The organism is Campylobacter sp. 2457A, from assembly GCF_020135895.1.
Lineage (GTDB): Bacteria > Campylobacterota > Campylobacteria > Campylobacterales > Campylobacteraceae > Campylobacter_D > Campylobacter_D taeniopygiae.
Map to the genome: position 1 here is coordinate 1 of NZ_JACHTO010000007.1, position 13,424 is coordinate 13,424.

9 protein-coding genes and 2 pseudogenes are annotated in these 13,424 nt (G+C 29.0%); all 11 read left to right on the forward strand.

Annotated features, from left to right (window positions below):
* Nucleotides 1-1,133: DUF2972 domain-containing protein (locus tag H2280_RS03360; RefSeq protein ID WP_337215668.1), on the forward strand; the 1,133-nt coding region annotated here is incomplete at its 5' end.
* A 64-nt stretch (nt 1,134-1,197) separates the two neighbouring features.
* Nucleotides 1,198-1,973: pseudogene (locus H2280_RS03365) on the forward strand (class I SAM-dependent methyltransferase).
* Between the two features lie 18 nt (nt 1,974-1,991).
* Nucleotides 1,992-2,755: pseudogene (locus H2280_RS03370) on the forward strand (class I SAM-dependent methyltransferase).
* A gap of 11 nt (nt 2,756-2,766) precedes the next feature.
* Nucleotides 2,767-5,109: a PEP-utilizing enzyme gene (locus H2280_RS03375; RefSeq protein WP_337215669.1), complete on the forward strand. Its 2,343-nt coding sequence runs from the start codon at nt 2,767-2,769 to the stop codon at nt 5,107-5,109.
* Nucleotides 5,100-5,711, forward strand: coding sequence for a gamma-glutamyl-CDP-amidate hydrolase (locus tag H2280_RS03380; protein WP_337215670.1), 612 nt, complete (start codon nt 5,100-5,102; stop codon nt 5,709-5,711). Before H2280_RS03375 ends, H2280_RS03380 begins: the two co-directional genes overlap by 10 nt.
* Complete coding sequence (locus tag H2280_RS03385) at nt 5,708-6,469, forward strand: phosphocholine cytidylyltransferase family protein (protein ID WP_337215671.1); 762 nt, start codon at nt 5,708-5,710, stop codon at nt 6,467-6,469. Before H2280_RS03380 ends, H2280_RS03385 begins: the two co-directional genes overlap by 4 nt.
* Before the next feature lie 92 nt (nt 6,470-6,561).
* A complete protein-coding gene (gene aepX, locus H2280_RS03390) occupies nt 6,562-7,887 on the forward strand; it encodes a phosphoenolpyruvate mutase (protein ID WP_337215672.1) in 1,326 nt (441 codons plus the stop codon).
* Entirely contained in the window at nt 7,887-9,068 is a 1,182-nt protein-coding gene (aepY, locus tag H2280_RS03395) for a phosphonopyruvate decarboxylase (RefSeq protein ID WP_337215673.1), read from the forward strand. The genes aepX and aepY overlap by 1 nt, the downstream gene beginning before the upstream one ends.
* 4 nt (nt 9,069-9,072) lie before the next feature.
* A complete protein-coding gene (locus H2280_RS03400) occupies nt 9,073-10,125 on the forward strand; it encodes a phosphonoacetaldehyde reductase (protein WP_337215674.1) in 1,053 nt (350 codons plus the stop codon).
* On the forward strand, nt 10,122-12,209 hold the full coding sequence (locus H2280_RS03405) for a capsular polysaccharide biosynthesis protein (RefSeq protein ID WP_337215675.1): 2,088 nt from the start codon (nt 10,122-10,124) through the stop codon (nt 12,207-12,209). Before H2280_RS03400 ends, H2280_RS03405 begins: the two co-directional genes overlap by 4 nt.
* Nucleotides 12,188-13,390, forward strand: a complete 1,203-nt coding sequence (gene kpsS / locus H2280_RS03410) for a capsule polysaccharide modification protein KpsS (RefSeq protein ID WP_337215676.1) — start codon at nt 12,188-12,190, stop codon at nt 13,388-13,390. The genes H2280_RS03405 and kpsS overlap by 22 nt, the downstream gene beginning before the upstream one ends.
* Nucleotides 13,391-13,424: the final 34 nt, after the last annotated feature.

A 13,424-nucleotide genomic window follows, 5' to 3' on the forward strand; every position in this document is an offset into this window, starting at 1 on the left:
AGTTTGTGTTGATGTTTAGTCATGGTGCTGGTGCTTGTGTTTTTATGAATTTTTTATTTTTATTAGGGCGTTTTTATAGTATTGATTATTTTTGTGGAGGTGAAGGGGATGTGCGCTATAGTAAGTTTTATAATAGACTTTTAGAGTTGAAAAATGAAAGAAATATTGTTACTATTAGTGATGTTCATCCGCTATGGTATGGCAATCAAACCAAAAGAGATAAATTATTTTCATCTTTTCAAAAAATAACACCTATTTTATTTCAAATTAGAGATCCTATGGAATTAATAAAACATGCATATGGTAATAAATGGGGAAATGATTTAGCTAAATCAAGAGATTTTGATCTAACTTTTAAATTCGATGATATTGTAAAAGAAGTTCAAGAATATACTTATGATTTGCCAGATGATCTAGAGGGGCAAAGACCTCAAAGTTTTTTATGGAAAACTTTAAAAGATTGTTTTTCAAAATTTACAGATTGTACCTATCTGGATGTTTCTAAGATAAGGGGCAGGGAAACTATAAAGACTATGCAAATTTTGGCCAAAAAATTTAATTTTCAAAGTCCAAAACAAGAAGATGAGGATTATCTAACAAGAAAATTATTTGGCGGAAATTTATATTTTTTATTCCCTTTGATACTCTATGTCAATAAAGAAGATTTGTTAAAATCAAAACGCAATATAAATGTTAATAAAAAAGCAGATAGCATTATAATTTATATTAAAGCTTTAGAGCATGATAAGAATTATATAGATCTTTATCGTGAAATTGGATTGCCAAAAACAGATAATTTAATCGGTATTTATATTAAAAAAGATGATTATTCTCAATTAAAAAAAGACAGCATTTTTTGCGAAGAAGTATTTTTATATATAAAAAAATTAATGGAAAAATTATATCATAGAATTCAAATAGAAGATAATTTAATGCTTAAAGTTGAAGATGTTTTAAAACATTTACGCAGCAACTCAAGTGCTAGGGTAAGTGCCAAAAATATTTTAGATGAAGAACTTATTTACATAAAACAACATCGCCCAGATATAGTAGCTTCTTGGAAATACTACCAAGAATTTGAAAAAATGTGTGAGGAATTGGATGGTAAAAATGAAATAACAAATAAAAAATAGCAGCAATTAATAAAGCCATTAAAGATATTAAGATATAATTTAAAAATCAATTTAAAGGAGAGTTATGAAACAAGGTGATTTTACAGAAGTTGCAAAGCATTATCACAATAGGCCCGCTTATAGTCCATTTTTATTGGAAAAATTGGTTGCTTGTATCAATGACAATAAAAAGGATCTAAAAGATCTTAATATTGTTGAAGTTGGAGCTGGAACAGGTAAGCTTACTAAGATGTTAGCTCAAATGTTTGCATGCCAAATCAATGCAGTAGAGCCAAATGATAATATGCGCGAAGAAGGAAAAAAATTCACTCAAGAACTTTCTAATATCTCTTGGCATAAAGGAAGTGGCGAACAAACTCATATGCAAGATCAAAGTGCGGACTGGGTTATCATGGCTAGTTCTTTTCACTGGACAGATCCAAATAAATCTTTACCCGAATTTGCAAGAGTGTTAAATGGGGGGGGTATTTCACTGCGATCTGGAATCCTCGTCACATTGTAGAGGGTTCGCTTTTTGATGAGATCGAAAAGGAGATTAAACATATTGTTCCAGAGCTTGCTCGTGTGAGCAGTGGAAGTCAAAATGTTAAAAAATGGGAAGAAATCCTCGTTTCAACAGGGGATTTTACAGACTGCTTTTTTATGGAATGTGATTATAAAGAAATTTGGGATAAAGAACGTTATCTTGGAGCTTGGCATTCTGTAAATGATATACAAGCACAAGCAGGTGAAAAAAGATGGAAAGAAATTTTAGAAATGATAGAGGCTAAAATTTCAAAAATGCAAAATATAGAAATACCTTATAAAATAAGGGCTTGGACAGCTAAAAAAGCTGATTAAATTTTTAAAGGAATATAAATGGAAAAATTAGTAGAACAAGTATGGGATTACACCAAGCATGCAAAATTTTATAGCTATAGACCAAACTATGCGCCAAAAACTATAGACATGTTGATTACTTTGTTGGGGGGGGTAAGAATTTAAAAGTTGCTGATATTGGAGCTGGAACGGGAAATTTGAGCATCATGTTGCTTGAGAGAAATTGCAACGTTGTTTCAGTAGAGCCAAATGACGCTATGAGAGAAATTGGTATTGAAAGAACTAAAGGGCAAAGTATAGAGTGGGTTAGAGCAACTGGAATTGACTCAACTTTGGAAAATTCTTGTTTTGATTGGGTTACTTTTGGAAGCAGCTTTAATGTTATGGATAGAAATGAAGCTTTAAATGAAGCACATCGTTTGCTTAAAAAAGGCGGTTATTTTTCTTGTATGTGGAATCACAGAGATTTAAATGATCCGATGCAAAAGATCGCTGAGGATACCATCATAGAATTTGTGCCAAATTATACAAGAGGAACTAGAAGAGAAGATCAAAGACCTATTATAGAGGCCCGTAAAGATCTTTTTGATAATATAGTTTATATAGAAGAAGATTTTTATTTTCATCAAAGCATTGAAAATTATATCAATGCGTGGAGAAGTGTTAAAAATCCTTATTGGGATTTGGAAACAAAAGAAGGAAATGAGCTTTTTGAAAAGATCAGTCAAAAGATCACAGAAAGACTTCCTAAAGAATTCGATATCAAATACACTACACGTTGCTGGAGTGCTAAAAAAATATAAATGGGGAAAATATGGCGGAGTTAAATTTTCAAACCAAGGCTAAAAATCTTTATAACTTACAATCGAAATTAACCAAAGCAAAAGTTTTGCCTTTGGTTTTAACTTCGCTTAAAGAATTAGAGCAAAACGAAGAAGCGATCTTAGAAAAAATTTCTCATTTAAATACCAAAAAAGTGATTATCAGAAGTTCATCTTCAAGTGAAGATAGCATGGTAAATTCTAACGCTGGAGCTTTTTTATCCCTTGCAAACGTTTTAACTAACGATAAAATAGAACTTTTGCAAGCTTTAAAAAAAGTTGGAAATTCTATGCCTTTACAAGATGATGAAATTCTAATTCAGCCTATGCTCGAAAATATAGAGCTTTGTGGGGTTGGATTTAGTGTAGATAAAGATAATTTTGCACCCTATTTTTGCTTACAATACGATGAAAGCGGTTCGAGTAATTCCATCACCGATGGAAGTGTAAAAAATGCCAAGACTTATTATCATTATCGCCAAAGTTTAGAATTTAAAGATGAAAAAGTAAAGCAAATTATAGAGCTGATTAAAGAGTTAGAGAATTTATATGATTGTCATTTTTTAGATGTTGAATTTGCCTTTGCTAAGTTAGGACATAAAAGTGAGCTTATTTGTTTGCAAGTTAGACCTCTTATTATGCACAATAAAAACAATCTTTTTGATGCTTTACCTAAAGAAGCTTTAGAGAGATTTGCTAAGCGTTTTATGTCTTTACAAGAATTACGCCCTAGGATTTTAGGCGATAAAGCACTTTTTGGAGTGATGCCTGATTGGAATCCTGCAGAGATTATAGGCTTAAAGCCAAAGCGTTTAGCTTTTAGTTTATATAAAGAAATTATAACCGATAATATTTGGGCTTATCAACGTGATAATTATGGCTATAGGGATTTAAGATCTCATCCTTTGATCCATTCTTTTTTGGGTATACCTTTTGTAGATGTAAGACTTTCTTTTAATTCTTTTATTCCAAAGAATTTGGATGAAAAGATCGCTGAAAAACTAGCGAATTTCTATCTTGATAAATTAAATAAAAATCATGAATTACATGATAAAATCGAATTTAGTATAGTGTATTCTTGTTATGATTTTAACACCCCGGCTAAACTCAAAGAGCTTTTAACACATGGTTTTAATGAAAATGAAATCAAGCGTTTAGAATTTAGCTTACTTGAATTAACTAATAAAATTATCAATCCTTCTTCTGGACTTTATTTAAAGGATATTAAAAAAGCTTCTAAATTAAGGCAAAGATATGAAAACATTATCAAATCCGATTTTTCTTTGATCGATAAAATTTATTGGCTTTTAGAAGAGTGTAAGCGTTATGGAACTTTACCTTTTGCGGGTGTTGCAAGAGCGGGTTTTGTAGCGATGCAACTTCTTAATTCTTTGGTCGAAATTAATTTTTTTACCAAAGAAGAAAAAAATAGTTTCTTAAATTCTTTAAACACTGTGAGTAAAATTTTAAGTGAAAAAACTTGCGAACTTAATGAAAACAATAAAGAAGAATTTTTATATGAATTTGGACATTTAAGGGCTGGAACTTATAATATTTTATCACCTAGATATGATGAAAATTTTGATTTGTATTTTAATATCAGCGAGAAAAAAGAAAATAAATCACATTTTAACGATGAAACATTTAAAATGTCAAAGCAAAAACAAGAACAATTAAATACTTTACTTAAAGAGCATGGCTTAGAGATTGATTTTAAAGAATTTTTTGATTTTTTAAAGCAGGCCATAGAAGGAAGAGAATGGGTAAAATTTGAATTCACGCGTTTATTATCTAAAGCTTTATTTTATATAGAAGAACTAGGGCATTACTATAAAATCGAAAAAGAAGATTTAGCGCATCTTGATATAAAAAGTATTTTAAATCTTTATTCAAGTCTTTATTCTATCAATCCTAAAGAGCAGTTTTTAGAAGAAATTTCACGTCATAAAAAAGAATACGAATTAACTCAAGCTATAAAATTACCTTCTTTATTATCTAATCCTGATCAAATTTTTTCTTTTTACACGCATCGTATTATTCCTAATTTTATTACTCAAAAAAGTATTATTGCAAATACAGCTAGAGAAAATGATCAAGATTTGGAAGGAAAAATAGTTTTAATTTACGCTGCAGATCCAGGGTATGATTATTTGTTTGCTAAAAAAATTGCAGGGCTTATTACTTGCTATGGAGGTGCTAATTCTCATATGGCGATCAGAGCTTCAGAATTAGGACTCCCTGCTGTGATAGGTGTTGGAGAAGAAAATTTTAAAACCTATCTTAAGGCAAGTAGAATTAATATAGAATGTGAAAGTGAGCAAATATTTTGTTTATAGGGATCACTCAAAGACTTATTTGCAATCAAAGCTATTTTGAAGAAAGAGAAACATTGGCTTTAGATTGGGGTAGGCTTTTTAATTTAGAAATATTTTCAGGATTTTTACCTTTGTCTTTAAGCTATGAAATCGATTTTAGCATGTATGAAAAACATCTTAGTGCTGTGATTTTAAGCGGAGGAAATGATTTAAGCATTTATGATCATGGTGCTTTATCTTGTAAAAGAGATGACTATGAGAAGAAAATTATCGAGTATTGTTTAAAAACAAATACTCCACTTTTAGGAATTTGCAGAGGTGCACAAATGATCGCACATTATTTTGATTCTTCTTTAAATTCTTGTATAAATCACATAGGAAATCATGAAATTCTTTTGAATGATGGTGCAAATTGCGTGGTTAATTCTTTTCATAATTATGCTATTTCAGCTTTGGGAAAGGATTTAATAAGTTTAGCAAAAGCAAGCGATAAAAGTATAGAGGCTTTTAAGCATAAAGATAAAAATATTTATGGCATAATGTGGCACATAGAAAGAGAAAACGGGCTTGAAAATGTAAATATTTTAAAAGAATGGCTTAATCTTATAAAGGAGAAGCAATGAGAGCTATTATTTTAGCGGCTGGTTTTGGATCAAGATTGATGCCTTTAACGCAAAATAATCCAAAATGTATGGTTAAGTATCAAAATCAAGAGCTTATATCTTATGAAATTCAGGCTTTAAAAGAAGCTGGGGTTGATGAGATTGCTATTGTGGGTGGATATTTATTTGATGTTTTAAAGAAATTTGTTCAAGAACGCTTTAAATTGGATTGTTTTTACGTCAATGAAAATTATTCTTCGACTAATATGTTACATACTCTTTTTTGTGCGAGAAAATTTTTGCAAATCTGTGTTCAAGATAAGCAAGATTTGATTGTTTCTTATGCGGATATTGTTTATTTTAAAAACACAATCGAGCTTTTAAAAAAAGCAAAAGATCCTTTATCTATCGTTGTTGATGAGGATTGGAAAAAACTTTGGGAAAAAAGATTTGAAAATCCTCTTGAGGATGCAGAAACTTTAAAAATAGATGAAAACGGCTTTATAATAGAACTAGGTAAGAAAGCACAAAATTATGATCAAATTCAAGGACAATACATAGGTCTTTTTAAGATAAGTGCTGAATTTTTATCCTCTTTCATTGATTTTTACGATCATTTGGATAGAAATGCTTTGTATGATGGAAAAGATTTTGATAATATGTATATGACAAGTTTTTTGCAAGCCTTAATTGATCATTTTCACAATGCTAAAGCTGTGAGAATTCAGAGCAATTGGTGTGAAATTGACTTTAAAAGCGATTTGGAAATTCAAATTTAATTTATAGTATTTTTAGTATTTTTTTAATTAAAAATGATATTATTCTCTATGCCTAAAAATTAGTTTTAGTTAGTAATTTAAAGGATATAAAGATGAATAAAACACCTGTTGTGTATATAGCTATGTCAGCTGATCTAATACATCCTGGTCATATAAATATTATGAAACTAGCAAGAGAATATGCTGATAAAATTAATGGTAAGGTCGTTTTGGGCTTATTAACCGATTCTGCTATAGCTTCTTATAAGCGTCTCCCATATATGAATTATGAGCAAAGAAAAATTATTGTTGAAAGTATGGAATTTATCGATGAAGTTATTCCGCAAAATACTTTAAGCTATGCTGAAAATATTACAAAGCTAAAACCACGTTTTGTAATTCATGGTGATGATTGGAAAGAGGGGCCTCAAAAAAATGAAAGATCAAATGTGATCGCGTTATTAAAAGAGCTAAATTGTGGAGAGCTTATTGAGCCTAAATATACAGAAGGTATTAGCTCTACTGAATTAAATCAAAATGCAAGATCTTTAGGGATTACAACTAATACTAGATTATCACTTTTAAGGCGCTTGATTGATGCTAAAAAGCCATTGAGAATTTTAGAAACCCATTCAGCAATTTCTGCATTAATAGCTGAAAATACTTTTGTAACTAAAGATGGTATAAAGGTTGAATTTGATGGTTTTTGGTCAAGTTCTTTGGCTGATTCAACTATTAGAGGTAAGCCTGATATTGAAGCTGTAGAATTATCAAGTCGCTTAAATACCCTTAATGAAATTTTTGAAGTTACTACCAAACCTTTAATTTATGATGCAGATACGGGTGGAAAATTAGAACATTTTGTGTTTACGGTTAGAAGTCTTGAAAGAATCGGCGTCTCTGCTGTTATTATTGAAGATAAAATAGGTCTAAAAAAGAATTCCTTACTTGGCAATGATGTGGTTCAAAATCAAGATAATATTGAGGATTTTTGTGCAAAAATTCAAGCTGGAAAAAAAGCTCAAATAACAAATGATTTTATGATTATTGCTAGAATAGAGTCTCTAATTTTAGATAAAGGTATGGATGATGCTTTACAAAGGGCTTTTGCTTATATTAAAGCAGGTGCTGATGGAATAATGATACATTCGCGTCATAAAGATGCAAATGAAATTATTGAATTTTTAAAAATATTTAGATCTAAAGATCAAGAGACTCCTATTGTTGTTGTTCCTACGAGTTTTTGTGGAATTAAAGCCGATGAATTAGCTAAATATGGTGTTAATATAGTTGTATATGCAAATCATATGATTCGTTCTTCTTTTGTGGCAATGCAAAGTATAGCTAAAGAAATTTTAGAGAACGATAGAAGTGAAGAATCTGAAAAAAAATGTATGAAAATTGATGAAATTTTAAATCTCATACCTGGGACAGTTTAATGCTAAAAATGGAGTTATTTGGAGAATCTTTAAAGCAAATCGGATGTTTTCAATTTAGCGGTGTTCCTTGTTCTTATCTTGCTCCTATGATTAATTATGCGATTAATACTAATTCTTTCATTATGTCTAATAATGAAGGTGATGCAGTGGCAATCGCTAGTGGTATTAGTTTAGCAAACTATAAAAAAAGTTTCGGCGTTGTTTTAATGCAAAATAGTGGACTAAGTAATGCCTTATCTCCTCTTACTTCTTTAAATTATACTTTTGAAATTCCTATTTTAGGTTTTGTATCCTTAAGAGGTGAAAGAGACGATATGGGGAATAATACAGATGAGCCTCAGCACGAACTTTTGGGAATAATTACAGATAAATTGCTTCGAACTTGTGATATCGCTTATGATTTTTTAGATAGTAATTTTAATAAGGCTGAGCAGCAATTGCAAGTAGCTTACGATTATCTAGCAAAAGGAAAAAGTTATTTTTTTATTGTTAAAAACAATACTTTTGAAAAATGTGCTTTAAATCACGATAAGAATATTTTTTTTGAAAAAAAAATAAATACACTTCAAGTAAAAGATTCTAATTCTAATTTTTTACCAAAAAGAATAGAAGTGCTACAGCATTTAAGTTATTTTTCTAAAATGAATGAAATTGCTTTATTTGCAACCACAGGAAAAACAGGTAGAGAGTTATATGAAGTTGAAGACTTAGATAATCAATTATATATGGTTGGTTCAATGGGGTGCGTGAGTTCTTTAGCTTTGGGCGTAACTTTGCAAACTTCTAAAAAAGTCATTGCTATTGATGGAGATTCTGCTTTGCTTATGAGGCTTGGAGCTTTAAGTACAAATGCTTATTATACTAGTTTGCATAATAAAGGTAATTTTTGTCATATATTATTAGATAATGAAAGCCATGATAGCACTGGAGGTCAATTTAATCTTTCTCCTAATGTAAATTTTGCAGAAGTGGCATATTTTTGCGGTTATGAGAAAGTTTTTATTATATCTTCATTTGAAGAACTTGAGCAAACTTTGTGCTTTTTTAAAAATAGAAATACTGGAGGAGCAATTTTAATTTATGTTAAAATTCTTAAAGGAAGTAAAGAAAAATTAGGAAGACCTAAAGTTACTCCAAGGCAAGTTGCTTTAAGAATGGCAAATTTTTTGAGTAAAGATTAACAAGATGAATTTCAAATACTACAATCCTGTAAAAATGAATTTTAATGTTGAATATACTAAAGTATTAGACAGTCTTAAAACGAATTCTATATTGCTTATTACATCTAAAAGTTTTTATGAAAAAGGTTTTGTTGGAGTTTTTAAAGAAAGATTAGGACAGCGTTTAAAAGCTTACATCTTTAATATAGCTTCTAATCCTGAAATAGAATTTGTTAAAGAATTAAAAAAAGAATTCGATGGCTATAGTGAAATTATAGCATTGGGCGGAGGAAGCGTTTTAGATGCGGCAAAATATTTTAGTGTATCTGGTGAAATTTTAAAAGAAGGAAAAGATTTAAAAATTTCAAAGAATTCTTCATTTATTCCTATCTATGCTATACCTACCACAGCTGGAACAAGTAGTGAATTAACTCAGTGGGCGACATTTTGGGATAGCGCTAATAATATTAAATTTTCATTGTCTAATGAAAATTTATATTGCAAAGAAGCCTTTTATGATCCAAATTTATACTTAAATATACCTAAAGATTTAACAATATATACGGCTTTAGACGCTCTTTCTCATTCTATAGAATCAATTTGGAATAAAAATTCTAATGATATATCTACAAATCATGCAATTAAAGCTATTGAATTGATTTTAAAATATTTACCACAGTTGCAAAATAATTTAAATTCTAAAGAATTAAGATTAAAGTTAATTTTAGCAAGTATTTATGCAGGTTTAGCCTTCTCAAATACACAAACAGCTTTAGCTCATGCAATTAGTTATCCTTTGACTATGCAATTTAGAATTCCGCATGGATTAGCTTGTAGTTTTACAATTCCAATTTTGCTTGAATGCATAAGTGATGAAAATAGCATTTTATTGTCTTACAAAAAAGATATTATAGATTTGTTTGATGTTCTTAATATATCAACAAATTTTAAAGATTATAAAATAACTAAAAAAGATTTTGAAAATATTTTTAGTAATCTTAATTCTAGAGCAAAAAATGGACTATTTAACTTGGAAAAAGTAAAACAGAAAATTTTATCTTGTTGTGAAAATATATGAAATTTTATAGTGTTTCAAAAAAATTAATTATTAATGTTCAAAATTTTCATTCTGTTTTATGGTTTAATATTTTTTCAAAATGTGAAAAACAAGATATTTTTGTAGGCTGGGGGCAAAAAAAATCCGGCTTAAAAGCACAAGAATTGGCCCAAAAATATAATACAAAATTTATGCTTTTAGAAGATGGTTTTATAAGATCTTTAAATTTGGGCGTTGAAAATGCACCTAGTTTTAGCTTAGTTTGCGATGATATAGGGATTTATTATGATGCTACCAAGCCTTCAAAATTAGAAAATCTTTTAAACACTTATGAGTTAAATCAAGAAGAATTAGACAAGGCTAAAAAAGCTATAGAACTTATAAAAAAATATAAAATTAGCAAATACAATAACAATTTAGATATCCCAAATGATTTTTTTTCAAAAGATGAAAACCGCGTTTTAATCATCACTCAAACTGCAAATGATGCATCTTTAAAATACGGCTTAGCGCAAAATTTTAATACCAATGAAATGATAAAAGATGCTATAAAAGAAAATCCAAACTCTCAAATTTATATTAAAATTCATCCTGATGTATTAAGCGGAAAAAAACAAAGCGATTTTGATATACATTCCTTGCCTAAAGAATACAAGATTATAAGTGAGAATTTTAATCCTATGGCTTTATTAAAACATTTTAATAAAGTTTATACTAAAACCTCTGGGATGGGTTTTGAAGCTTTGATTATGGGTTGTGAGTGTGTTTGTTATGGTATGCCTTTTTATGCGGGTTGGGGTTTGACGCAAGATAAGCAAAAATGTTTAAGAAGGGTTAAAAAAAGAAGCCTTGAAGAAGTGTTTTATATCGCTTATATGCTTTATAGTCAGTATTTTAATCCTTATTTAAATCAAAAAAGTGATATTTTTGACACGATTAAAACCTTGGCAAAATATAAAAGTATAGAACAAGAAAATTCCAATAGATTGTTTATGTTAGGATTTACTCTTTGGAAAAGGTATTTTATGAAACCTTTTTTTAAGGCTAAGGATAATGAAATATTTTTTTTAAATTCCTTAAAAGCTTTAGATAAATATAAGCTAAAAAAAAGTGATAAATTTTTCATTTGGGGCAAGAGAGTCAATTTTAATGAGTTAAGAAATACTCTTGTAAAAAAAGCACAAGATGAAAATTTAACTAGCTTTATTCCAAAAATTTCTTTAGTAGAAGATGGTTTTATCCGTTCTATTTCTTTGGGTTCTGATCTTACGCGCCCTTATTCTTTAATTGTTGATGATCAAGGACTTTATATTGACCCAAATCAAGAGAGTCGCCTAGAAAATATCTTGCAAAATGAGGTTTTTGATGAGCAAATTTTATCAAGGGCAAAAAATATTATCCAAATTTTAAAAGAGAATAAATTTTCAAAATACAATGGTATCAAACATCAAGATATTAAGATTAACGCTGAAAAAGGACAAAAAATTATTCTTATCCCTGCGCAAGTTGAGGATGATGCTTCGATGATTTTAGGTGGCTTTGGGTTATCGACTTTGAATTTGATTAAGGAAGTAAGATCGAAAAATCAAGATGCTTATATTGTTTTTAAGCCTCATCCTGATGTTTTAAGTGGAAATCGCAAAGGCTTAAAGGATGAAAAAATTATTTTAAAATATTGCGATGAGATTATAAAAAATTGTAGCATTGATAGTGCGATAAAAATTTGCCATGAAGTGCATACGATCACTTCTACTTCAGGATTTGATGCACTTTTGCGCTCTAAAAAAGTTTTTACTTATGGTATGCCTTTTTATGCGGGTTGGGGCTTAACGCAAGATAAGCAAAAATGTTTAAGAAGAACGAGAAAATTGACTTTAGAAGAGCTTGTAGCTGGTGTTTTAGTGCAATATCCAAGATATATTCATCCAAAAACAAAAAACTTATGTGAAATTGAACTTTGTTTAGATATAATGTTAAAAATGCAAAAAGATTATTTTTCTAAACCTTTTCAAAAAATAATCATTGATTTTAGAATTTTTATATTAAGAAAAATAAGAAGAATTTACGAATTTGTAGCATTAAAATGGAATTTGATAAAAAAGTAAAAAAAGAATTTAGCGGAAAAAATGTCATTCTTTTGCAAGGACCAGTGGGTAATTTTTTTTATCGTTTGGCAAAAAAACTAAAAAAATACAATGCTCAAATTTTAAAGATTAATTTTAATGGCGGGGATTTTTTATTTTATCCTAAAGCAAAAATTTACAAGGATAAGGAAGAAAATTTAACACAATTTTATGAAAAACTTTTTAAGCAACACAAGACTCAAGCTATTTTGATGTATAATGATTGCCGGTTAATCCATAAAAAGGCCATAGAGGTTGCTAAAAAATTAAACATCGATGTTTGGATTTTTGAAGAAGGGTATCTAAGACCTTATTGTATTACTTTTGAAAAAAACGGCGTTAATGCAAATTCTTTGCTGCCTCGCAATAAAAATTTTTATCTCAATCAAAAAGTTTGTAGTAAAAAATCTATAAAAGAAATCCCTGGTGGATTTAAATACATGGCCTTTTATGCTTTTTTATATTGGTTATTTTCTTTTCTTTTAGCTCCATTTTTTAACAATACCCTTCACCATCGTACCTTATATCCTTTTGAGTTTTTATTTTGGTTTAGATCTTTATATAGAAAATATTTTTATAAATTTGCAGAAAAAAAACTAAACAATAAGATTTATGATCTTAAAAAGAAATATTTTTTAGCTATTTTACAAGTCTATAATGATACACAAGTTAAATATCACTATAAAAAAAGCATAGAAGAATTTATAGAAGAAACCATACTTTCTTTTGCCAATCATGCTAGGGCTAAATCTTATCTAGTTTTTAAACATCATCCTATGGATAGAGGATATAAAAATTATTCTAAATTGATTCAAGAGCTTAGTGAAAAATATCATGTTGAAGGACGAATTTTATATGTCCATGATTCTCATTTGCCAAGACTTTTAAAAAATGCTTTAGGGTGCATTACTATAAATTCTACTGTTGGCTTAAGTGCTATTTTGGAAGGTTGTCCTACTAAGGTTTGCGGCAAGGCTTTTTATGATTTTGAGGATTTAACCTATCCAAAAAAACTTCATTTTTTCTGGAGAGAAGCTCACGCTTATAGACCAAATCCGGTTTTAGTTTGCCATTTTAAAAATTATCTTTTAAGAAGTAATCAATTTAACGCTAATTTTTATAAAAATTCATTTTTAAATCATAAAAGTAAAAATTTTAATTAACAAAGTTTTTAAAAAAAATTGTTATAATTTTGAA

What these genes read in the sequence shown, in the direction of transcription:
- H2280_RS03375 (WP_337215669.1), top strand. Translation starts at nt 2,767, where the DNA reads ATGGCGGAGTTAAATTTTCAAACCAAGGCTAAAAATCTTTATAACTTA.
- H2280_RS03385 (WP_337215671.1), top strand. Translation starts at nt 5,708, where the DNA reads ATGAGAGCTATTATTTTAGCGGCTGGTTTTGGATCAAGATTGATGCCT.
- aepX (WP_337215672.1), top strand. Translation starts at nt 6,562, where the DNA reads ATGAATAAAACACCTGTTGTGTATATAGCTATGTCAGCTGATCTAATA.
- aepY (WP_337215673.1), top strand. Translation starts at nt 7,887, where the DNA reads ATGCTAAAAATGGAGTTATTTGGAGAATCTTTAAAGCAAATCGGATGT.
- H2280_RS03400 (WP_337215674.1), top strand. Translation starts at nt 9,073, where the DNA reads ATGAATTTCAAATACTACAATCCTGTAAAAATGAATTTTAATGTTGAA.
- H2280_RS03405 (WP_337215675.1), top strand. Translation starts at nt 10,122, where the DNA reads ATGAAATTTTATAGTGTTTCAAAAAAATTAATTATTAATGTTCAAAAT.
- kpsS (WP_337215676.1), top strand. Translation starts at nt 12,188, where the DNA reads ATGGAATTTGATAAAAAAGTAAAAAAAGAATTTAGCGGAAAAAATGTC.